This is a genomic window from Staphylococcus sp. FSL W8-0056, assembly GCF_037963075.1.
In the GTDB taxonomy this organism is placed as follows: Bacteria; Bacillota; Bacilli; order Staphylococcales; family Staphylococcaceae; genus Staphylococcus; species Staphylococcus aureus.
Genome location: NZ_CP150142.1, coordinates 2,482,909 through 2,507,603, shown reverse-complemented (window position 1 = coordinate 2,507,603; position 24,695 = coordinate 2,482,909). Strand labels below are relative to the sequence as shown.

Genomic DNA, 24,695 nt, shown 5'->3' with positions numbered 1-24,695 from the left:
GAGGCGTTGACAGTACTAATTTATCACTTTCAATACACAAACTTAACATATATCAACCCGTTCAGAACAAAATAAAAACCGTACAATTTTATCATCTTAATGATTATTGTACGGAAAAACTTTTTTACATCATATCTGCATGTGCATAATCGATATCGGTAAATTTATTATATTGTTTCATAAAGTGTAACTTAACTGTGCCTGTTGGACCGTTACGTTGCTTAGCAATGATAATTTCAATTTCACCGTTTTCATCATTCGTTTGTGGCTCGAAACCACCATCATCGTCATCATCTTCATCGCCGCCACGGTTATAGTAATCATCACGGTATAAGAATGCAACGATATCGGCATCTTGCTCAATCGAACCAGATTCACGAATATCACTCATCATTGGACGTTTATCTTGTCGTTGTTCAACACCACGAGATAACTGACTTAATGCGATAACTGGACATTCTAATTCACGGGCTAATGCTTTTAATGTACGAGAGATTTCAGAAACTTCCTGTTGTCTGTTATCGGACGCACGTGAACCACTACCTTGAATCAACTGTAAGTAGTCAATCACAATCATGTCTAAGCCATGTTCTTGCTTTAATCGACGACATTTAGAACGTAAATCATTAATTCGAATACCCGGTGTATCATCAATAAAAATCTTCGTACGTGATAATTTACCTACCGCTATAGTAAAACGACTCCAATCTTCCTCAGTCATAGTACCCGTTCTTAAGCGGTTTGAGTCAACATTACCAGAACTACAAATCATACGTGTGGCTAACTGATCAGCACCCATCTCTAGTGAGAAAATACCAACTGTATACATATCTTCATGCGTTGCAACTTTTTGTGCAATATTAAGTGCGAACGCAGTCTTACCTACAGATGGACGCGCTGCAAGGATAATTAAATCATTTCGGTTGAACCCTGCTGTCATTTGGTCTAAATCTCGATATCCTGTAGGTATACCTGGTGTTTGACCACTATTTTGATCAAGCTCTTCAGCTGTTTCATACACTTGTCCTAAGACGTCTCGAATGTCTTTAAAGCCATCGCTTTCACGAGAAGATGATAGCTCTAAAATTCGACGTTCTGCATCACTTAAAATCGCATCTAGTTCAAGTTCATCATTATATCCATCATTGGCAATACTATCTGCAGTTTGAATCAATCTACGTTTTAATGCATGCTTAGAAACGATATCAGTATAATACTGAACATTTCGCGTCGTTGGTACATTTGTAGATAACTCTGCAAGATATTGCGGGCCACCCGCTTCATTCAACGTACCTTCCGTCGATAATTGATCCATCAATGTTACAACATCAATTTCTTTATTATCTTCATTTAAGTGCATCATTGCACGGAAAATATGTTGATGGGCACCCCTATAAAACGACTCAGGAAGCAAAACTTCCTGAGTAGTATTAATCAATTCTGGATCTATAATAATTGAACCTAAGACAGACTGTTCAGCTTCATTGTTATGTGGCATTTGATTTTGCTCATACATTCTATCCATGAATGGTTACACCTCTTATTTCAATCCAACTTTATTGTTCAACTGTGTGTACGCGAATTGTACCTTCAACTTCTTTATCTAATTTAACAGGTACATTCGTATATCCTAGGGAATGAATTCCATTTGGTAAATCCATTTTACGTTTATCAATTTTAATATCATGTTGTGCTTTTAGTGCTTCGGCAATTTGTTTTGTACTTACTGATCCAAACAATTTACCACCTTCACCAGTTTTTGCTGATACTTCAACTTCAATGTTTGATAACGTTTCTTTTAATGCTTTAGCATCTTCAATTTCTTGTTGGCGTTCTTGTTTTGCACGTTTTTTCTGTAACTCTAATTGTTTAAGGTTACCTGGTGTTGCTTCTACAGCATAATTCTTTTTCAATAAGAAGTTATTTGCATAACCTACTGGTACTTCTTTAACTTCACCTTTTTTACCTTTACCTTTAACATCTTGTGTAAAAATTACTTTCATGCATCTTCACTCCTACTTAATTGTTCTGTAATTGCTTGTTGTAATTGTGCTATCGCCTCTTCGACTGTCACACCTTTAAGTTGTGTTGCAGCATTGGTTAAATGTCCACCGCCACCAAGTGCTTCCATTGTTAACTGAACATTTACTGAACCGAGTGAACGCGCAGATATACCAATCAGATTATCTTCACGTCTCGCAACAACATATGATGCTTCAATACCTTCTAAACTTAACAGTTCATCTGCTGCTTGTGCAACTGTTACTGGATGATAAATTTTATCGTCTGAACCATGCGCAATGGCTATGCCATTATCTTCAACTTTTACAGTTCGAATTAATTCAGATCGATTAATGTAAGTATCCACATCATCTTTTAAGAAATGTTGCGTTAAAATCGTATCTGCACCATGTGCACGTAAATAACTCGCTGCATCGAATGTTCTTGATCCTGTTCGTAATGTAAAGTTTCTTGTATCTACAATAATACCTGCATACATCACTGTTGATTCAAGACGTGTTAAACGTTGTTCTGTTGGTTGATATTCCAGTAACTCTGTTACCAATTCAGCTGTTGAACTTGCGTATGGTTCCATATATATCAACAATGGATTAGAGATGAAGCTTTCACCACGTCTATGATGATCGATAACAACTTTACGGTTTGCTTTATTTAAGACATTTTCATCTAAAACCAGTTCCGGTTTATGCGTATCAACAATCACTACGGTTGTCTTAGATGTCATCATATCCCAAGCATCATCTGATGTTATAAATCGCTCTCTTAACTCTGGCTTTTTATCAATTTCGTTCATCACGCGTCGTAATGTTGGATCAATGTCAGTCTCATTTAATACGATGTATGCTTCTAAATTATTCATCATTGCAAATCTAGACACACCGATTGCTGCACCAATTGCATCTAAGTCAGGACGTTTATGTCCCATGATAATGACTTTGTCACCCTCTGCAAGGATATCTTTTAACGCATGTGAGATCACTCGTGCTCTTACACGAGTACGTTTCTCCATCGGGTCAGTCTTACCGCCATAGAAACGCACATTACCATTAATACTTTTAATTGCAACTTGGTCGCCACCGCGCCCTAATGCTAAGTCTAGGCCTGATTGTGATAATTCACCTAAATCGATTAAATTTTCAGTACCTTCACCAACACCAATACTTAATGTTAATTGGGCACGATAACCAACACTTTTTTCACGTAATTGACTCAAGATATCAAATTTAGATTCTTCTAAGTCAGCTAATATTTTTTGATTTAAATAGGCTACGAATTGATCGGAACTATACCTTTTAAAGAATATATTATACTCAGTTGCCCATCGACTAATAACACGCGTTACCATTGAATTGATTTCCGAACGCTGCGTATCATTCATATTTTGAGTAATCTCATCGTAGTTATCTAAAAATAATGTCGCAATGATTGGTTTAGAATTTTCATATAGTTCATTTGTTTGTACTTGTTCAGTTATATCAAAGAAATAGAGGCAATGATCATTCTCAGAATAACGTACTTGGAAATGATACTGATTATATTCTATTTCAACGGATTTCACTCTATCTAATTGCTTTAAAATGTTTGGAAATACTTCATTTACAGATTCAGAAATGACATTTGCTTCCATATGATTTGTCATAAATTGGTTAACCCATTCGATGTGATCATTTTCATCTAAAACAATGATACCAATTGGTAAATGTTTGATTGCTTTATTATTTGTTGTTGAAATTTGAGCACTCAAACCATCTACATAACTATCCATTTTCATTAAAGCTTGTCTGAATAAAATGATGCTAACAATAATCATCACGACAAGAACGATAGATGCAATTAATGCTATAAGACTATTAAAGATAAACCATACACCCATTAAAACAATTGCTGTGATGATCATGATGACAAATGGTATTAGTAAAGCTTTCTTAGTGGACTGCCGATTCATTATTCCACCTCTATTCACTTTTTAGAATTATTTTTCATGATTCGCTTCAAATTCAAACTTAAATCGATAACACCAAGTAGTCCTACAATATGTGTCGTAGGTGTCAGTATTGTACCGATAATCAATAGTAAAATCGTTACTGCATTCGGCAAACCTTTCGCTTTACCAAAGAAATGAATAACACTTAAACCTTGAATATACATTACTAATGATAACACAAGTTGGAAGTTTAAAAGAATGCTCTGGAACACACTCGGTTGACCTGTAAATAATAAACATATGATAACAATAATGTATATCCATAATAAAATACCGCTCATTTGCCACGCGAAAAGTGGCTTAAATACAGGTGTAGCGATTTTAAATTTTCGTAAAACCGGAAATGTAACGATTAAGTTAATTAAGACGATTAAAAATGTAATGATAATGATGAAACCTGGTAATTGAACGGTCGCTTGTCTAAACCCTTCTTCTAATATTTGGGTCATATTCGCATCGGCACCGCTCATCGTAATCGCTTCATGTAATGTTTGCTTGAAAGGTTTTACTATGCTCGCTGATGGTGGAATCCTTCCGAATGTTTGTAGTAACATAAAAGCGATTAATGAAATTAAGCTCATCGCTACTGTTGTTACGTATAACATTCTTTCTTTAGACGTTCTTTCTTTGAGCAATTGACCAATAATTAAACTTGCAATTAAGACTAATATGATGGCACTTAAAACGAAAGTATTACCTAAAACAGTTGTTATAATTACTGTAATAAGTGCACTAACCCCGAAAGATTGTATTGATTTATTCCATAAAACGATACCTGGTATGGTTGCAAATAATGCAAATATTAGTCCCAAACCAGGCACTAGATATAAAGCTAAAGCGACAAATACCAACGTAATCGTTGCAATTATTGTTGCTTTAGGTTGTATTTTTGAAAACACATAAGCCACTCCCATATTTTTAACTATAGTTATTATTTTAACCTCTTTAATGGAAATTAACAATTTATAGATTGTATGCTTCTATTTCATTTAATTGAATAATAACTTTCATGTTTTATAAGTAATTAACATACTCATTTGAATCGCTTTTGTGTGCTTTCATTTTCAACATGATTATTTAATCCCACTACATAGCAATCAAGCTTGATTTAGATTTACAATTCATTTCCACTCTCATGTACTCTAGATGTCTTTGAATATGATAACTGTGATTTAGTAGCTTCATTCTTTAAAAATATATACATTATTACTTACGCTTAAAATGCTTTAAATTTAAGAAATGATATAAGTTAGGTGCCCAGGTACTAAAGTTTAGTAGGAATCCATCATGTCCAACATTATCAGGCACGAAGAAATGACGATGATATTTAAAACGTTCACCTAATGCACGAACTTGATCGTCCGGATATAGCAAATCATCTATGAACCCCATCGTTAAGACTTTCGTTTCTAAATTTTTAAAAATATGCGTTACGTCTGTGCGACCTCGGTCAATGTTGTGACTATCCAATACATCTAGCAGTGTCAGATAACAATTCAAATCAAAATGTTCTTTAAATTTATTACCTTGATGTTGTTGGTATGCGACTACTTCATCCGGCGTGAAACGTTCATCATAACTTTTTGATGATCGATATGTCAAAAAACCTAATTGGCGTGCAATACTTAGACCTTCCTTACCACCAAGATGAATGGCTTGCCTTGCAATTTCATTGAAAGCTCTACTATAAGATGATGTTCGACTTGTTGCAGCAAGGATAATGGCTTTATCTACTTCAAACTGTTGATTGTAAAGTAGTTCCATTGCTTGCATACCTCCAAGACTTCCCCCTATTAAAATATTAATCTTATCATAACCAAGGGCTTGTATACCTCGTTCATTCGCTCTGACTATATCTCTTAATGTTAATTTTTTAGGAAAATGAGGGTCGTTTAAAGGTGAACTTGAACCGAAAGGACTACCAATAACATCAAATGTTAAAAATTGATAATCGTGAATGGGTATATATCCCCCATCAATAATTTCTCGCCACCAACCCGGATAATCATCTGTTCCATATGTTAAATGATTGCCAGTTAATGCATGACAAACTACAACTAATGGTTGTCCATGATAACCAACATGCTCATATCTCAAACGCAAGTTATCTATGACTTCCCCAGATTCTGTAATAAATTTCCCTAGATTTAAAGTATCTACTGTGTAATTTGTCATTGTTCTTTCCTCCTTAAACAAAAAAACTTCTCACCCTATTGAAAAGTAAGAAGTCTTTATACTTATCATTCGAGTAACTCGTTGGTTTTAGCACCGTGCTATAAAGTCGGTTGCTGAAGTATCACAGGGCCAAGTCCCTCAACTTCTCACAATAAGAAATATGAAATTGTTATGTGTTAGTTGAGATTCAGTGATGAATTACTTTTATCATTTAAAATATTGTTATCATTGTCATACGTTAGCCAAATCGCTTTCGTGTATACGATTCCCAGTCATACCATAGACGATTTGTATATCAGAATTTTCTGATTACTAACAGTTTACCTAAGTTTAAATATCTGTTCAATGATTTTCAGTTATTTTTAAAAGAAAAATCGTAATGTTGCCATGATAACAATCCCACTAATAATTGTAATAGTTAAACTACGCGTGATTATAGATAAAATAACCGTCGGAATGAGCGCGATAATGTAAGGGATGTTTAATGTATACCCCTCACCATGAGGCGTCTGTTGAATAATGCTGTCAATGACAAGTGCCGTAAATAGTGTGATTGGGATAAATGATAGCCATCGAACCACAACATCAGGCAATTGCACTTTTGAAATCATGATAAAAGGTATAATTCGAATTAATAGCGTTACGATACCACACAATAAAATAAGTATTAACATGTTCATATGAGTTATCATCGTTCCATCATCACTCCTAACGCTGCTGAAATTGTGGCTGCAATTAATATTGCTAGATATGAAGGCATAAACATACTTAGCGATAACATCATTACTATGACGGCAATAATGAGTACTATGTAAATTCTTAATCGCGATTTAGTAATTGATTCAAATTGCGCAATGGCCAAAAAGATAAACATAGCCGTGATAGCAAAATCTAACCCTAGCGTTTGCGGATTTGAGATATATTCGCCAAATAAAGCCCCAGCTACACATGAAATTGCCCAAAATAAATATGCTGTGATATTAAGACCATGCATCCAACGATCATTGATAGCTTCTCCTTTTAAATAAGGTGTAATGGCGACGCCAAACGTTTCGTCAGTTACTAATGAACCTAATCCAACACGGTTCCAAAACCCATATGTCTTGAAGTTTGGTGCAAGCGACATACTTAAAAGGAACATTCTTGAATTTACGATAAATACAGTTAGTACAATCGCTGATATCGGTGTACCTGCTATAAACAACGCGCACATAATAAATTGCGCAGCACCGACATATATAACAAGACATAACAAGATAATTTCTAAAATACTAAAGTTTTGAGACGAAGCCACAATACCAAATGAAATACCAACACCGGCATAACCCAATAATGTTGGGATACACTCTTGTACGCCTTGTCTAAAACTTAAATGTGTTGCCATCTCAATTACCTCCTTTGCCACTTTATATTTATATAATTACGAAAAAATAATATACCTAGTCTAATACAGTTCTATACCCTAAGCAATAACATTAGACACCAGTTTGTCTGAGGTTATACATACTGGTGTCTTCAATCATCTTCATATCAACTTTTTATTTTTGATAATTTTCAATTTTTATTTAAGACTACCTCCATATTTTCTACGGATTTGTAGTTGTTTTTAAGTACTAATTTTATAATTTTTTATATCTAATGATGAGTCTGGGATATTGATTCATGTAACACTCCCTTATAATCATCATCCTCTCCCCCTACCCTACTCCATCGATATTACTCATACTACATCAACGAAATCAGTTTTTTATCACTTAATTTCCTATAATAGTGATGCTCAAAATTGTTACGTTTTAGATTGTTTTAGTTCATCATAATTATCCCGTATTGTTGCTATAATGAAATGCGTTCACCCCATTAAACCACAAACTTAATTTATTGTTGTTATGTGCATTGGCTCACTATTATACTTTTACAGCACAAAAAAAGTGGCGACAGCTTCGTCACCACTTTTTAAAATATTATTTAAAGTATCTTGCCCTTGCTTTAAGTATACGTAGAATATATACTTTTTAAAGCTTGTAGCTAAAGCCTTTATTTAACTGGTTTTGAAATTTGTGTTTTACCACCCATAAATGGTACTAATGCTTCTGGAATTGTTACTGTTCCATCTTCATTTTGGTAATTTTCAACAATAGCAGCAAATGTACGTCCAACTGCTAAACCACTACCATTTAATGTATGTGCTAATTCTGGTTTAGCTGCTTTGTCACGCTTGAAGCGGATGTTAGCACGACGCGCTTGGAAATCCGTACAGTTTGAGCATGAACTAATTTCTTTATAATCATTGTAGCTTGGTAACCAAACTTCTATATCATATGTTTTGCTTGCACTAAATCCAATATCACCTGTACATAAAATAACACGACGGTATGGTAAACCTAACTCTTCTAGAATTGCTTCTGCATTTGTTGTCATTTCTTCTAAAGCATTCCATGAATCTTCAGGTTGTTCAAAACGTACCATTTCCACTTTATCGAATTGATGTAAACGAATTAATCCTCTTGTATCTCTACCTGCTGATCCTGCTTCACTACGGAAACATGCAGATTGACCAGTGAATTTTTCAGGAAGTACACCTGGTTGAATAATTTCATTACGGTAGAAATTCGTTAATGGTACTTCAGCAGTTGGAATTGTATATAATCCTTCTTTTTCTACTTTAAATAAATCTTCTTCAAATTTAGGTAATTGACCTGTACCATACATTGTATCTGCGTTCACAAGCTGTGGTACCATCATTTCTGTATAACCATGTTGTGTTGTATGTTTTGTAATCATATAGTTCATTAAAGCACGCTCTAATTGCGCACCTTCATTTGTTAAATATACAAAACGCGCACCTGAAACTTTTGCTGCACGATCAAAATCAGCCATTTTCAATTCTTCTACAATATCCCAATGTGCTTTTGGTTCAAATGAAAACTCACGTGGTGTACCCCACTTTTTAACTTCAACGTTATCTTCATCAGATTCACCTTGAGGTACATCATCACTTATTAAATTTGGAATACGACAAAGGATACCTGTCATTTTATTATCAATTTCATTTAATTGACTATCTTTTTCTTTAATATCGTCACCTAATGTGCGCATTTCAGCAATCACATCATCAGCATTTTCTTTATTACGTTTTTTTAATGCGATTTCTTCGCTTACTTTATTACGACGTGCTTTCATTTCTTCTGTTGCACTAATTAATTTACGTCGTTGCTCATCCAATTCTAAAATTTCATCTACAACTTTTGGATCATCTCCACGTAATTCAATTTTGCTCTTAACTGTGTCAGGCTCATTTCTGAATAATCTAATGTCTAACATTAACCTTCATCCTTTCCCAAATAATTATCATTTATTATGGAATGACGTACGTCTTTATTTTTTAGAAAATAAAAAAAGACCACATCCCTACAAGGGACGTGGTCTACGCGTTGCCACCCTATTTAACAATTTAAGTTATAAAGATACACTAAACCTAAATTGCACTTCACTAAAATAACGGTTATCACCGATTGTTCTTTTAAATTAAGTAGGTAGATTCATATATATGTTGATTCTTGTTCACACTAACCACAAGCTCTCTGATATCGAACACTATATATTACTTGTCCTACGAACAATGTCTTATTAAGTTAATTTTAATATAGCAAACTATATTTGCTTTTTCAAGTAACGATTTCAAACATCACTCATGTCGATTTAGTGACATGCAGTCGTTTGATAAATTGATTGCTTTAAATACTGTGCAACCGCTTCAATATCTTTATGAAATTGACGGTCATGTGTAATGGATGGCACGATACTTCGAAACTCCTCATATTTACGACGTGTTTTTGGTGATAATCCTTCGACACCTTTCAACTCTGCTGCTTGTAATGCAATAACACATTCGATTGCCAACACACGTCTTGCATTTTCAATAATTTGATAACCATGTCTAGCAGCTGTAGTTCCCATAGATACGTGATCTTCTTGGTTCGCAGATGAAGTGATAGAATCAACACTCGCTGGATGCGCTAAAGTTTTATTTTCAGAAACGAGACTTGCAGCAGCATATTGCATAATCATCGCGCCACTTTGCAATCCTGGCTCTGGACTAAGAAATGCTGGTAAATCACCATTTAATTGAGGATTTACTAGTCGCTCTAGACGACGTTCCGATACGTTTGCTAATTCACTTACACCTAATTTAAGATGATCTAATGCAAAAGCAATAGGTTGTCCATGGAAGTTACCACCTGAAATAACAAACGTTTCATTTGCTTCCTCAAATATAAGTGGATTATCATTAGCCGCATTCATTTCAAATTCTAATTGCTGTTTAACATAATTGAATACTTGAAAACTCGCGCCATGGATTTGTGGTATACAACGCAACGTATATGCATCTTGTACACGTATTTCTGCTTGTCGCGTCGTTAATGTTGATCCTTCTAACCAATCACGCATACGCGCTGCCACATTAATCTGTTCTTGAAAATTACGAACAGAGTGCACATCATGTCGATATGCATCTATAATGCCATTAAGAGACTGATGCGTTAATGCAGCAATCCATTCAGATTGGTAACCTAAATCTTCTGCTTCTATATAACTAATGACACCTTGAGCTGTCATAGCTTGCGTACCATTAATCAATGCTAAACCCTCTTTAGCCTGAAGGTTCAAAGGTTGTCTATTTAATTCTCTTAATACATCGTCACTATCCTTTTCTTCCCCTCTGTACAATACTTTCCCTTCACCAATTAATGCTAATGCTAAATGTGATAATGGCGCTAAATCTCCTGATGCACCGAGAGAGCCTTGTTGTGGGATTATCGGTATAATATGTTCATTTATAAAAAATTGTAATTGTCTCACTAATTCTAAAGTGGCACCTGAATGACCTTTTAATAATGTATTCAATCGTAAAATCATCATGACTAATGCTACTTCTTTTGAAAATGGCTCACCTAGTCCACAGGCATGTGAGCGTATCAGATTCACTTGTAATTCATTATATTGCGTCGGGTCTATACGTACATCACTAAATAACCCAAAACCTGTAGTGATACCGTAAACCGTTTCCTCATTTTCAATAATACGTTCAACTACCGCTCTACTTTTTTTGACACGTTCTAACGCATCATCAATAATTTCAATCTTTGATTGTTGTTGTAAAAATGATTTAATATCCTCAATTGTTAGTGTTTCACCATCTAAATATAAAGTCATATATGTTACCCCCTTGTTTATATTAAGTAACCCATCCTTCTTGAAGTATACGTTTTCATTTTTATTGAAACAATGGTTTTACGTACATTTATAACCTATTATCAGAGCACTATTGTAGTGCGTTAAAGGATATTAAGATTGTTGTAAGCATATTTAATAATTTATCTATTGACGAATTGCATATACAGGTATAGTATTTTCTATTGTATTTAACGACAAATAATAATGAATTCAGAAATTTATAATACATTTTGTTAAAAGTTACTATATATTTTTAAAATTGAATAAATTTGGAAAAGGCTTTTACATGGGAGGTTATATCACTATGGAAACGTTAAATTCTATTAACATTCCTAAGCGTAAAGAAGATTCACATAAAGGTGATTATGGCAAAATTTTATTAATTGGTGGATCTGCTAACTTAGGTGGTGCCATTATGTTAGCGGCTCGTGCATGTGTATTTAGCGGTAGTGGTTTAATCACTGTAGCTACACATCCAACAAATCATTCAGCATTACATTCTCGTTGCCCAGAAGCGATGGTTATTGATATTAATGATACGAAAATGTTGACGAAAATGATTGAAATGACTGACAGTATACTAATTGGTCCAGGTCTTGGCGTTGATTTCAAAGGAAATAATGCCATTACATTCCTACTACAAAATATACAACCGCATCAAAATTTAATCGTAGACGGCGATGCGATTACAATCTTTAGTAAACTGAAACCGCAATTACCTACATGTCGTGTGATCTTTACTCCACACCTCAAAGAATGGGAACGATTAAGTGGTATTCCTATTGAGGAACAGACATATGAGCGTAATCGTGAAGCAGTTGATCGTTTAGGTGCAACTGTTGTACTTAAAAAACATGGTACTGAAATTTTCTTTAAAGATGAAGACTTTAAATTAACAATCGGTAGCCCAGCAATGGCGACTGGTGGTATGGGCGATACACTTGCTGGTATGATTACAAGTTTTGTCGGTCAATTTGATAACTTAAAAGAAGCGGTTATGAGTGCCACATATACACATAGTTTTATTGGCGAAAACCTTGCAAAAGATATGTATGTGGTACCACCATCAAGACTTATCAATGAAATACCTTACGCAATGAAACAATTAGAAAGTTAATCATTACTAATCATTGAATATAGTACAGCATTACTTTCTAGCATAAAAATAAGACTCCCCTACATATAGGGAAGTCTTATTTTTTTATTATTCTTCATCTTCATCTGATGATTGTTGTATATCTTCTTCAACACGATCCATGAAATCTTGTCTTACTTCAATACGTCCATCTTCATCATTTTCTTCTGAATCAATCACTTCAGTATGAATTGCATTTCCTGGTGTTTCATCATTTACAACCGCTTCACGTTGTTGTTCAGTACCATCTTCAGATACAGTTGAAGTAGATTGCTCATCTTCATTCGTTTCATCTTCTGCATCTTCTTTTACTTTAGCAACCGTTGAAACAAATTGATCATCACCTAAGCGAATTAAGCGAACACCTTGTGCTGCACGACCATTTTGAGAAATATCTGCAACATCTAGTCGAATAATGACACCTGCATTAGTAACAATCATTAAATCTTCTTCACCAGTTACTGTAGTGATACATACAACATTACCATTACGCTCAGTAATCGTAGCTGTTTTAATACCTTTACCACCACGATTTGATAAACGATAGTCATTAACTGGCGTACGTTTACCATAACCATTTTCAGTAACTACTAATACTTCATCAACACTGTTTGCATGAGCTACATCAAGCCCTACAACTTCGTCACCTTCACGAAGTGTAATACCTTTCACACCCGTTGCTGTACGGCCTAAAGGACGTAATGTTGATTCAGGGAATCGAATTAATGATGCATGTGATGTACCAATCAAGATATCTTCTTGACCACTTGTTAAGCGAACTGCAATTAACTCATCATCTTCTCTGAACGAAATCGCAATCTTACCATTTCTATTTATTCTTGAGAAGTTACTTAATGCTGAACGTTTAACGACACCACGTTTAGTTGCAAACACTAAGAAGTTGTCTTCACTTTCAAGGTCTTTAACAGCAATCATTGTACTAATGACTTCATCATTTTCAAGTTCAATAGCATTCACTACAGGAATACCTTTAGACTGTCTTGATAACTCAGGCACTTCATAACCTTTAAGTTTGTATACACGACCTTTGTTAGTAAAGAACAATACATGGTCATGTGTACTTAAAGTTACCAATTGACTGACAAAATCTTCTTCCAATGTATTCATACCTTGAACACCACGACCACCACGGTTTTGAGCACGATATGTAGATACCGGCAAACGTTTAATGTAGTTATTATGGCTTAGTGTAATTACAATTTGTTCTTCTGGAATGAGATCTTCATCTTCTAAATCTTCAAATCCACCTAATTGGATTTCAGTACGACGATCATCACCGAAACGATCTCGAATTTCTGTTAATTCATCTCTAACTAATTGTAGTAATACTTCTTCATCAGCTAAGATTGTTTCTAATTCACTAATATAATTTAATAACTCATTATATTCAGCTTCAATTTTGTCTCTCTCTAAACCTGTTAGACGTCTTAAACGCATGTCTAAAATAGCTTGAGCTTGTTTTTCAGAAAGTTTGAAGCGTTGTTGCAAGCTTTCCATTGCAACTTTATCTGTATCTGACTCACGAATCGTTGAAATAATTTCATCGATATGGTCAAGTGCGATACGTAATCCTTCTAAAATGTGGGCACGATCTTTAGCTTTACGTAAGTTGTATTGCGTACGTCTTCTAACAACTGTCTTTTGATGCTCTAAATAATGTACCAACGCTTCTTTTAAATTAATAAGCTTCGGTCTACCATTTACAAGTGCAATCATATTCACACCAAATGATGTTTGAAGAGGTGTTTGTTTGTATAAGTTATTTAAAATGACACTAGCATTTGCATCCTTACGCACATCAATAACGACACGCACACCAGTACGTAAACTTGTTTCATCACGTAAATCAGTGATACCGTCAATTTTCTTGTCACGAACGAGCTCTGCAATTTTTTCAATCATACGAGCCTTATTCACTTGGAAAGGAATTTCAGTGACAACAATACGTTGACGTCCGCCTCCACGTTCTTCAATAACTGCACGAGAACGCATTTGAATTGAACCACGACCTGTTTCATATGCACGTCTAATACCACTCTTACCTAAAATAAGTCCAGCAGTTGGGAAATCAGGACCTTCAATATCCTCCATTAACTCAGCAATTGAAATATCAGGGTTCTTACTTAAGCTAAGTACACCATTGATTAATTCTGTTAAGTTATGTGGTGGAATATTCGTTGCCATACCTACCGCTATACCTGATGCTCCATTGGCTAACAAGTTAGGGAATCGAGCAGGTAAGACTGACGGCTCTCTTTCATTACCATCATAGTTATCGATAAAATCTATTGTATCTTTATTAATATCACGTAACAGTTCAAGTGTGATTTTAGTCATACGCGCTTCAGTATAACGCATTGCTGCTGCGCCATCTCCATCCATTGAACCAAAGTTACCTTGGCCATCAACAAGCGGATAACGATAACTGAAATCTTGAGCCATACGTACCATTGCTTCATAAATAGATGAGTCACCATGAGGGTGATATTTACCCATTACGTCACCAACGATACGTGCTGATTTTTTATATGATTTATCCGGTGTCATACCTTGTTCATTTAATCCATATAGTATACGACGATGTACTGGTTTTAAACCGTCACGAACATCTGGCAATGCACGAGCAACGATAACACTCATCGCATAATCTAAAAATGATTCACGCATTTCACTGGTAATATTTCGTTCATTTATTCTTGATTGAGGTAATTCAGCCATCAAGAGTTCCTCCTTCAAAAGTTCAGTTCACAGCGCTTAGAAGTCTAAGTTTGCATAAACTGCATTATCTTCTATAAATTGTCTACGGTTTTCTACAACGTCACCCATTAACATTTCAAATGTTTGGTCCGCTTCAATCGCATCTTCAAGTTTTACTTGTAAAAGAGCGCGGTGCTCAGGGTTCATTGTTGTTTCCCATAATTGATCTGCATTCATTTCTCCAAGACCTTTGTATCGTGCAATAGACCATTTTGGTGTTGGATTCAATTCAGATTTAAGTTTATCAAGTTCCCTATCATTGTATACATAATACTTTTGTTTACCTTGTGTCAGTTTATACAACGGTGGCTGTGCAATATACACATAGCCTGCTTCAATTAACGGTCTCATAAATCGATAGAAGAATGTTAATAACAATGTTCTAATATGCGCTCCATCCACATCGGCATCAGTCATAATGACGATTTTGTGATATCTTGCTTTCGCTAGATCAAAGTCGCCACCGATTCCTGTACCAAATGCTGTGATCATTTGACGAATTTCATTGTTATTCAAAATTCTATCTAATCGTGCTTTTTCAACATTTAATATCTTACCTCGTAATGGTAAAATCGCCTGCGTTCTAGAGTCACGACCAGATTTTGTAGACCCCCCGGCAGAGTCCCCTTCGACTAAGAAAATCTCACATTCTTCAGGACTTTTACTAGAGCAATCGGCTAATTTACCTGGAAGACTTGCTACATCTAACGCTGATTTACGACGTGTTACTTCACGCGCTTTTTTCGCAGCAACACGTGCACGTGCCGCCATAATACCTTTTTCAACCACTGTACGTGCGACTTGTGGATTTTCATATAAAAATCGTTCAAAGTGCTCTGAGAATAATTTATCTACAACTTGACGCACTTCAGAATTACCTAATTTTGTCTTCGTTTGACCTTCGAATTGAGGATCACCATGTTTGATAGATATAATTGCTGTCATACCTTCACGTGTATCTTCACCAGAAAGTCTATCTTTTTCTTCTTTCATAATCTTGCTACTTAAACCATAACTATTTAAGACACGCGTTAATGCACGTTTGAATCCGTCTTCATGCGTACCACCTTCATACGTATGAATGTTATTTGCGTAAGTTAAAAGATTTGTGGCATATCCTGAGTTATATTGAATCGCAATTTCTACTTCAATATCATCTTTAGATTGATGAATATAAATTGGCTCATCATGAATAGGTTCTTTATTTTCGTTCAATAACTCAACGTACGATTTAATACCGCCCTCATAGTGATAGGAGTCTTCTCTAACGTTTTCTTCATCACGTTCATCTCTTAATGTGATTTGAATTCCTTTGTTTAAGAAAGCAAGCTCTCTAATACGCTGCTGTAATGTTTCATAGTTGTATACAGTTGTCTCTGTGAAGATTTCTCCATCTGCTTTAAAACGAATGACAGTACCTGTCTTATCAGTTGTGCCAACTTCTTTTAAGTCAAATTGAGGTACACCTTTTTTATATGCTTGATGATATATAGTCTCATTTCTGTGTACATATACTTCTAAGTCTTGTGACAATGCGTTTACAACTGATGAACCAACACCATGTAAACCACCAGATACTTTGTATCCGCCACCGCCGAATTTACCACCAGCATGTAAAACAGTTAAAATAACTTCGACAGCTGGACGTCCCATTTTTTCTTGAATATCAACTGGGATACCACGTCCGTTATCCGTTACTTTAATCCAGTTATCTTTTTCAATAACAACTTCAATTTTATTTGCATAACCAGCTAATGCTTCATCGATACTATTATCGACAATTTCCCACACTAAATGGTGCAAACCTCTCTCTGAAGTCGATCCTATATACATACCTGGTCTTTTACGTACTGCTTCTAAACCTTCTAATACTTGTATTTGCCCAGCACCATAATTATCCGTGTTGTTTACATCTGACAATGCAGTCACCATCGCTTTCTGTTACTTTATAATTTCACCTTGATTAATACGATACAATTTAGCGTTATTCATGATTTCATGATCAATACCATCTACAGATGTCGTAGTGACAAATGTTTGTACTTTATGCTGAATCGTACTTAATAAATGCGTTTGACGCGAATCATCTAATTCACTGAGTACATCGTCTAATAATAAGATGGGATATTCCCCAACTTCGATATTCATTAACTCAATTTCAGCTAATTTAATGGACAAAGCCGTTGTACGTTGCTGTCCTTGAGAACCATATGTTTGAGCATCCATGCCATTCACATCAAAACTTATATCATCTCGATGTGGTCCGAATAAGCTAATGCCTCGTTCTTTTTCTCTTTGCATATTATCGCTAAGAATAGACATAATTTCTTCAAGTCGTGCCGCTTCATTTTGAGCATAATCAAATTTAAGACTAGGTAAATAATTTAGCGACAACGCTTCTTTATCATTTGTGATACCAGCATGAATCGGTTTAGCTAACGACTCTAGCTCTTGAATAAAATGTGCACGTTTATCAGTTACTTTCATTGCATATTCAGCAAACTGCTGATTTAATACTTCCAACATTGTTAAGTCCTTTTTTTGGCCTAATTGTAACTGCTTTAAGTAATTATTCTTTTGCTTTAAAATACGTTGGTATTGAGCTAAATCATTTAAGTAAACAGCAGAAATTTGGCCCAACTCCATATCTATAAAGCGTCGTCTTATTTGAGGAGAGCCTTTTACAATATTCAAATCTTCTGGCGCAAATAGAACCACATTGAGGTGTCCAATATATTGAGTTAGACGACTTTGCTCTAAGTGATTCACTTTGACTTGTTTACCTTTTTTAGTTATAAACATTGTTAATGGCATCGTGCCGTGTCTATAACTAAGCTCACCTTCTATTTTAGCATAATCAGCATTAAAACGTATGAGTTCCTTATCATTACTCGTTCTATGACTTTTTGCTAAAGCTAAGGTATAAATTGATTCAAGTAAATTTGTCTTTCCTTGTGCATTTTCTCCAATGAGGATATTCACGTCAGGATGACATTTCAACGTAACCTCATCATAGTTACGATAATTTTCTAATTGGAGTGTATTTAACTTCATTGTTCACCTTGATGAATGATTAAGAAAGAACCAGCATCTTCAGGTAATTCTGGGATATCTATACGATCTTGATGTTCTAACTTTTTACCGCGACGTGTTTCACGCACTCCATTAATTAATACTTCAACGTCTTGCAAGAACCATTTTGCTTGACCACCAGATTCAATAATCCCTTCTGTTTTTAGAAATTGACCTAAATTAATGTCTCCTTCTACTACAACTTCTTGAACCAAAATAATCACTCCATTTCTTTGTGTGTCATTAATATATTATACCTTTTTTTGTCACAAATTTCATTTAAAATAGAGGTAGAAACCGTTTACATATAAATAATTAATTCTTATTTTTTGGCAATACTGTCATTTTCAATTTTTTAACGCTATTTAACGGCGTTTAACTTTAATATTCAACTTGTTATTGACTATTAAAATTTTAAATTTAAAGGGCATATAAGCACACTTATTAAATTTTGGATACATTTGTCATAAATTTAATTGGCGTCTTTTATTTGCTGTTTAAAATGCTGTCAAATTTATTTTACATACGCATCTAGAATTATTTTTGCCAAAAAATAAAGGATGACGTTTTAATTAATCACGTCATCCTTTATTTATATTTATTTTTAGTAAGTTCTGATTGGTAAAATTAATTGCGTTACCGAGTCGTCACCTTTTGGTTTTAGAATAAATGGTTTCATTGTACCGAAGAATTCAACTTCAACCTCATCATTATCGATTGCTTTTAAAGCATCCATCATATATTTAGAGTTGAATGAAATTTTCAGGCTACCACCTTCAACATCGTTTGCATCAACTTCTTCTTTTACAGTACCAATTTCTGGTGATGTAGAAGATAATTCAACAACGTCATCACCTGTACTTAATTTAATAACGTTATTACCACCTTCACGTGCTAATAAAGAGGCACGATCAATCGCATGATAAAACTCCCCATTGTCTATACTTAATTTAATTTCATAGTTTTCAGGGAATAAACGTGTTGTATCAGGATAATGTCCTTCTAATAATCGAGAAATAAAGTTCACATTTCCAACTTTAAATAAAACTTGGTTTGAAGCAAAGAAGATATCAATGTCTTCTTCATTGTCAGACATAATTTTATTTAATTCAGCTAAAGCCTTACCTGGAATGATGACATTTTTGTTTTCAGAAACATCTTCTAACTGCAACTTTCTTACAGCCAAGCGGTGTGAGTCAGTCGCTGTGCATATTAATTCATTTTCTTGTATAAGCCAGTTCACACCAGTTAGTACTGGGCGTGTTTCTGAGGTGGACACTGCAAAATTCGTTTGTGCAATCACGTTTTTAAGCACTTTTACCGACAATTGAATTGCGTCATCTCTAGAAACTTGAGGTAATAAAGGATATTGATCTGGATCTAAGCCACTTAAATTAAATTCAGAATGACCTGATGTAATTAATGTCTGGAATTGTTCATTTGTAGATAATTTAACATCTTTACCAGGTAATTTTTTTATAATATCAACAAAGAATCGTCCAGGAAGTACTACTGAGCCTGTTTCTGAAATATTGACAATATCTTCGCCATCTACAGTTTTAGGAATAGTGATTTCTATTGAAATTTCAGAGTCTGAACCAGTTAGTATAACTTCATGTTCTTTCGCATCGATTTTGATACCAGTTAATATAGGTAATGTTGTTCTTGGTGAAATAGCTTTTAATGTGTCATTTAATTGTGTAATAAAATAATCTCTTTTAATAGTGAATTCCATCATTAATTAAAACTCCTTCCAGTCGTTTATATATAATTATATAGGTTTTAAGTTCTTAGTAATAGTAGTAGGTGCTGTGGATTGGTGGATAAGTCGTAAAAACATAGATTTGGCGAAGTTATACACATGTTGATAACTTGTGTATGGTGTGTATGACTTTTAAACATTATCCACAAAATGAGTTTTGCTCATCTTGTCACATTAGTATATAGAAATGTAAAAAATGACAGTTATTATTAGTGCTGTTATATAACAGATTACATTTCCCAAAGTTTCCTACTTATACATTTCTTATTTCTTTTTCAAGATTCTCTACTTCTTGTTTAAAAATAGGATCTTCTTTTAAATCTTTAGATATTTTTTCATGAGCATGAATGACGGTCGTATGATCACGCCCACCAAATTCTTCACCAATTTTAGGTAATGAGAAATCTGTAAGCTCTCTAGACAAGTACATAGCTATTTGACGCGGATATGCAATTGACTTTGTACGTTTTTTTGCACTGAAATCTTCAATCCTAACATTATAGTACTGGCCTACAATTTTTTGAATATCTTGGATGGTAATCTTTTTAGATTTTGGTGCTTGAATGATATCTTTTAAAGCTTCAGCAGTTAATTCAGTTGTAATTGGTTTTCCTAATAATTGTGAATATGCAAGTAAACGTGTTAATGCACCTTCTAATTCACGAATATTAGATTGAATTTGATTTGCTATATAATTTAAAGCTTCTGGTGGAATATCTAATTTTTCTTCTTCAATTTTCTTCTGCAAAATTGCCATTCGAGTTTCATAATCTGGTGGCGTAATATCAACAATTAGCCCCCATTCAAAGCGTGAACGTAATCGGTCTTCTAATTGTGCAATTTCCTTTGGTGGTCGATCACTCGAAATAACTATTTGCTTGTTATTCTGATGCAATTCATTAAAAGTATAGAAAAATTCTTCTTGTGTTTGTACTTTATTTTGTATGAACTGAATATCATCGATTAATAAGACGTCGATATTACGATATCTTTCTCTGAAAGCTTCACCTTCGTTATCACGAATTGATTTAATAAATTCATTTGTGAATTTTTCACTTGATGTGTAAATCACTTTGGCATCTGGATTATTATCTAAAACATGATGACCAATGGCATGCATTAAATGGGTTTTTCCTAAACCAACCCCTCCATAGATAAATAATGGATTGTACGCTTTGGCTGGTGCTTCGGCTACAGCTAAACTTGCTGCATGTGGAAAGCGGTTACCAGGTCCGATTACAAAAGTGTCAAATGTGTTATGGGCATTGAATTGCTCTCTACCAAGCACATGATTATCCTCAGTTGTTTCAGTAGAAGGTTTTGTTGTTTCTTTTGGAGTAGCAGTTTCATTATTACTATAATTTGCTAATTCTTCAGTAGTAATAAAGTGAGGTTTAACTTCATAGCCTACAACATCAAATAAGATTGCTTGGATAATTTCAGCATATTGTTGATTTAACCAATTTGCATTAAAAGGAATACTCGATAATACGATAGCTTCACCATCTTTAATCGTGTAAAGCTCAGTATCTTTTAGGAAAGTTGAGTAACTTACAGCTGATAATTTTTCTTGAGCAATTTCAAGCACTTTTTCCCAAATTTCTTTTTCCGACATAAATTTACTCCATCTTTCTTAAATTTTTAAGTTATACACAAAAATAACAGCCGTGGATAACTTCTAAACACACCATGTTAATAATTATCCACAAGTTAATAACAATCGGTGGATAACTTTATCCTGCTTATTAGTTATGCACAGTATTTTTATGTAAATATCAATAAATAAATCCTTATAAAATCATGAGTTGGACGACTTATCCACACAATTATACTTTTTCAGTTCTCTATATGTCAAATACCTGTGAATATGTTGCTGAAAATAGTATAACTTTGTGTGTAATTTCTAATTATCCACAATTCTGAAAACTATAAATGTGCATAAGTGGATAACTTTTCCTTCTATAGAATATCTGTTAGTGAGTGTATCAAAACAGCTTGGGAAATAATTTATAAAGTATGTATAAGAACTGTATAAGGTATTCAAACATTGTAAACACTCATGCTTCGGACCAAACTCATGGTGATGTTATGAAATTTGATTGCTCGCATCGTGTATTTCTATCTTTAATCGATAAAAGTAAAAAAATTGAGCAGTAGTATAAAATGAACTTGCGTTATAAAAAGGATTTTGTTATATTGTAGTAGTTGCTTGAATTATGACTAGATAATCAATGAGCTAATACGAGAATTTTAATCTAAGAAACGCAAAATCTTATCTATTAAAGTGATCAGAGTCTGCATAATCTGGTATATTAGATAACTGTATAAAGATGGAGGTGTTTTGCATGGTAAAACGTACTTATCAACCAAATAAACGTAAACATAGTAAAGTTCATGGTTTCAGAAAACGCATGAGCACAAAAAATGGCCGTAAAGTTTTAGCGCGCCGTCGTCGTAAAGGCCGTAAAGTTTTATCTGCATAAGATCACTGACTCATCAGTGATCTTTTTTTTCGTTTAAATTAAGAATAAATAGAAATTTATGTTATAAGCTCAATAGAAGTTTAAATATAGCTTCAAATAAAAACGATAAATAAGCGAGTGATGTTATTGGAAAAAGCTTACCGAATTAAAAAGAATGCAGATTTTCAGAGAATATATAAAAAAGGTCATTCTGTAGCCAACAGACAATTTGTTGTATACACTTGTAATAATAAAGAAATAGACCATTTTCGCTTAGGTATTAGTGTTTCTAAAAAACTAGGTAATGCAGTGTTAAGAAACAAGATTAAAAGAGCAATACGTGAAAATTTCAAAGTACATAAGTCGCATATATTGGCCAAAGATATTATTGTAATAGCAAGACAGCCAGCTAAAGATATGACGACTTTACAAATACAGAATAGTCTTGAGCACGTACTTAAAATTGCCAAAGTTTTTAATAAAAAGATTAAGTAAGGATAGGGTAGGGGAAGGAAAACATTAACCACTCAACGCATCCCGAAGTCTTACCTCAGACAAACGTAAGACTGACCTTAGGGTTAAGACTGACCTTAGGGTTATAATAACTTACTTTAAAATGTATTCACATCGTTGAAGGAGGCGAGTAGCAATATGGATTTAGATACAATTACGAGTATTTCAACACCAATGGGTGAAGGGGCAATTGGAATTGTTCGATTGTCTGGACCGCAAGCCGTTGAAATTGCTGACAAATTATATAAAGGAAAACATCTTTTAAATGATGTTCCATCACATACGATTAATTACGGTCATATTATTGATCCAGAGTCTAAAGAAGTGGTTGAAGAAGTTATGGTGTCTGTGTTAAGAGCGCCAAAAACATTTACACGCGAAGATATTATAGAAATTAATTGTCATGGTGGTATTTTAACGATTAATAGAGTGCTGGAACTTACTATGACATATGGCGCTAGAATGGCTGAGCCAGGTGAATTTACAAAACGTGCCTTTTTAAATGGTCGTATTGATTTATCTCAAGCTGAAGCAGTTATGGACTTTATTCGCTCGAAGACAGATAGAGCTTCTAAAGTTGCGATGAATCAAATTGAAGGTCGTCTAAGTGACTTAATCAAAAAACAACGTCAATCTATATTAGAGATACTCGCTCAAGTGGAAGTGAATATTGATTATCCTGAATACGATGATGTTGAAGATGCGACTACTGAATTTCTTTTAGAGCAGTCTAAAGAAATCAAACAGGAAATTAATCGTTTATTAGATACCGGTGCGCAGGGCAAAATTATGCGTGAAGGTTTATCTACAGTTATTGTTGGTAAACCAAACGTAGGTAAATCATCGATGTTAAATAATTTAATACAAGATAATAAAGCGATTGTAACTGAGGTAGCAGGTACTACAAGAGATGTCTTAGAAGAGTACGTCAATGTTCGTGGCGTGCCATTAAGATTAGTTGATACTGCTGGTATACGCGAGACAGAAGATATAGTAGAGAAGATTGGTGTTGAACGCTCTAGAAAGGCTCTTAGCCAAGCAGACTTAATTTTATTTGTATTAAACAATAACGAAGCATTGACTCAAGAAGATTACACATTATATGAAGTGGTTAAAAATGAAGATGTAATCGTAATTGTTAATAAAATGGATTTAGAGCAAAACATAGATATTAATGAAGTTAAAGATATGATAGGTGATACGCCATTAATTCAAACTTCAATGTTAAAACAAGAAGGTATTGATGAATTAGAAATACAAATTCGAGATTTGTTCTTTGGTGGAGAAGTACAAAATCAAGATATGACTTATGTTTCTAATTCAAGACATATTTCATTATTAAAACAAGCAAGACAAACGATACAAGATGCGATTGATGCAGCAGAATCTGGTGTGCCTATGGATATGGTACAAATTGATTTAACTAGAACTTGGGAAATATTAGGAGAAATTATTGGTGAGACTGCAAGTGATGAACTCATCGATCAGTTATTCAGTCAATTCTGCTTAGGTAAATAGTAATTGAAATAGACGGAATATCGTCTTAAGAAGGCTAGT

At 34.2% G+C, this 24,695-nt stretch carries 19 protein-coding genes, 1 riboswitch and 1 other annotated feature; of the genes, 4 read left to right on the top strand and 15 right to left on the bottom strand.

What is annotated here, in order from left to right; translation table 11 throughout:
* Positions 1-124: 124 nt before the first annotated feature.
* From dnaB to hutH, 9 genes are all read right to left on the bottom strand, one after another.
* A complete protein-coding gene (gene dnaB / locus NSS86_RS12660) occupies positions 125-1,525 on the bottom strand; it encodes a replicative DNA helicase (protein WP_000375647.1) in 1,401 nt (466 codons plus the stop codon).
* Between the two features lie 31 nt (positions 1,526-1,556).
* A complete protein-coding gene (rplI, locus tag NSS86_RS12655; protein WP_000864305.1) occupies positions 1,557-2,003 on the bottom strand; it encodes a 50S ribosomal protein L9 in 447 nt (148 codons plus the stop codon).
* Complete coding sequence (gene gdpP, locus NSS86_RS12650) at positions 2,000-3,967, bottom strand: cyclic-di-AMP phosphodiesterase GdpP (RefSeq protein WP_001081638.1); 1,968 nt, start codon at positions 3,965-3,967, stop codon at positions 2,000-2,002. The genes rplI and gdpP overlap by 4 nt, the downstream gene beginning before the upstream one ends.
* Positions 3,968-3,981: 14 nt before the next feature.
* Complete coding sequence (locus NSS86_RS12645; protein ID WP_001800884.1) at positions 3,982-4,920, bottom strand: YybS family protein; 939 nt, start codon at positions 4,918-4,920, stop codon at positions 3,982-3,984.
* A 292-nt stretch (positions 4,921-5,212) separates the two neighbouring features.
* Entirely contained in the window at positions 5,213-6,181 is a 969-nt protein-coding gene (locus tag NSS86_RS12640; RefSeq protein ID WP_000186490.1) for an alpha/beta fold hydrolase family protein, read from the bottom strand.
* A 59-nt stretch (positions 6,182-6,240) separates the two neighbouring features.
* Positions 6,241-6,339, bottom strand: a riboswitch (SAM riboswitch).
* 204 nt (positions 6,340-6,543) lie between these two features.
* Positions 6,544-6,873, bottom strand: a complete 330-nt coding sequence (locus NSS86_RS12635) for an AzlD domain-containing protein (RefSeq protein ID WP_000628051.1) — start codon at positions 6,871-6,873, stop codon at positions 6,544-6,546.
* Positions 6,870-7,565, bottom strand: a complete 696-nt coding sequence (locus NSS86_RS12630; protein ID WP_000190728.1) for an AzlC family ABC transporter permease — start codon at positions 7,563-7,565, stop codon at positions 6,870-6,872. The genes NSS86_RS12635 and NSS86_RS12630 overlap by 4 nt, the downstream gene beginning before the upstream one ends.
* A gap of 650 nt (positions 7,566-8,215) precedes the next feature.
* A complete protein-coding gene (gene serS, locus NSS86_RS12625; protein WP_000884332.1) occupies positions 8,216-9,502 on the bottom strand; it encodes a serine--tRNA ligase in 1,287 nt (428 codons plus the stop codon).
* A gap of 89 nt (positions 9,503-9,591) precedes the next feature.
* Positions 9,592-9,808: a binding site (T-box leader), on the bottom strand.
* Between the two features lie 72 nt (positions 9,809-9,880).
* A complete protein-coding gene (hutH, locus tag NSS86_RS12620; RefSeq protein ID WP_339302274.1) occupies positions 9,881-11,395 on the bottom strand; it encodes a histidine ammonia-lyase in 1,515 nt (504 codons plus the stop codon).
* 325 nt (positions 11,396-11,720) lie between these two features.
* Here hutH and NSS86_RS12615 point away from each other — a divergent pair, with 325 nt between their 5' ends.
* Positions 11,721-12,533, top strand: coding sequence for an NAD(P)H-hydrate dehydratase (locus NSS86_RS12615; protein WP_000449218.1), 813 nt, complete (start codon positions 11,721-11,723; stop codon positions 12,531-12,533).
* Between the two features lie 87 nt (positions 12,534-12,620).
* Here NSS86_RS12615 and gyrA read toward each other — a convergent pair whose 3' ends face one another.
* The 6 genes from gyrA to dnaA form a co-directional block, all read right to left on the bottom strand.
* Positions 12,621-15,290, bottom strand: a complete 2,670-nt coding sequence (gyrA, locus tag NSS86_RS12610) for a DNA gyrase subunit A (RefSeq protein WP_000819096.1) — start codon at positions 15,288-15,290, stop codon at positions 12,621-12,623.
* Between the two features lie 36 nt (positions 15,291-15,326).
* Complete coding sequence (gyrB, locus tag NSS86_RS12605; RefSeq protein WP_000255578.1) at positions 15,327-17,261, bottom strand: DNA topoisomerase (ATP-hydrolyzing) subunit B; 1,935 nt, start codon at positions 17,259-17,261, stop codon at positions 15,327-15,329.
* A 9-nt stretch (positions 17,262-17,270) separates the two neighbouring features.
* Positions 17,271-18,383: a DNA replication/repair protein RecF gene (gene recF / locus NSS86_RS12600; protein ID WP_000775113.1), complete on the bottom strand. Its 1,113-nt coding sequence runs from the start codon at positions 18,381-18,383 to the stop codon at positions 17,271-17,273.
* A complete protein-coding gene (yaaA, locus tag NSS86_RS12595) occupies positions 18,380-18,625 on the bottom strand; it encodes a S4 domain-containing protein YaaA (RefSeq protein ID WP_001789359.1) in 246 nt (81 codons plus the stop codon). The genes recF and yaaA overlap by 4 nt, the downstream gene beginning before the upstream one ends.
* A 380-nt stretch (positions 18,626-19,005) precedes the next feature.
* Positions 19,006-20,139, bottom strand: coding sequence for a DNA polymerase III subunit beta (gene dnaN / locus NSS86_RS12590; RefSeq protein WP_000969811.1), 1,134 nt, complete (start codon positions 20,137-20,139; stop codon positions 19,006-19,008).
* Between the two features lie 277 nt (positions 20,140-20,416).
* Complete coding sequence (gene dnaA, locus NSS86_RS12585; protein ID WP_001290433.1) at positions 20,417-21,778, bottom strand: chromosomal replication initiator protein DnaA; 1,362 nt, start codon at positions 21,776-21,778, stop codon at positions 20,417-20,419.
* A gap of 730 nt (positions 21,779-22,508) precedes the next feature.
* Between dnaA and rpmH the strand changes: the two genes are divergently transcribed.
* The 3 genes from rpmH to mnmE all read left to right on the top strand — a co-directional run bounded on the left by rpmH (position 22,509) and on the right by mnmE (position 24,656).
* On the top strand, positions 22,509-22,646 hold the full coding sequence (rpmH, locus tag NSS86_RS12580) for a 50S ribosomal protein L34 (RefSeq protein WP_000240855.1): 138 nt from the start codon (positions 22,509-22,511) through the stop codon (positions 22,644-22,646).
* 120 nt (positions 22,647-22,766) lie between these two features.
* Positions 22,767-23,120: a ribonuclease P protein component gene (gene rnpA / locus NSS86_RS12575; RefSeq protein ID WP_001789343.1), complete on the top strand. Its 354-nt coding sequence runs from the start codon at positions 22,767-22,769 to the stop codon at positions 23,118-23,120.
* Between the two features lie 156 nt (positions 23,121-23,276).
* Complete coding sequence (gene mnmE, locus NSS86_RS12570; RefSeq protein ID WP_000362509.1) at positions 23,277-24,656, top strand: tRNA uridine-5-carboxymethylaminomethyl(34) synthesis GTPase MnmE; 1,380 nt, start codon at positions 23,277-23,279, stop codon at positions 24,654-24,656.
* Positions 24,657-24,695: the final 39 nt, after the last annotated feature.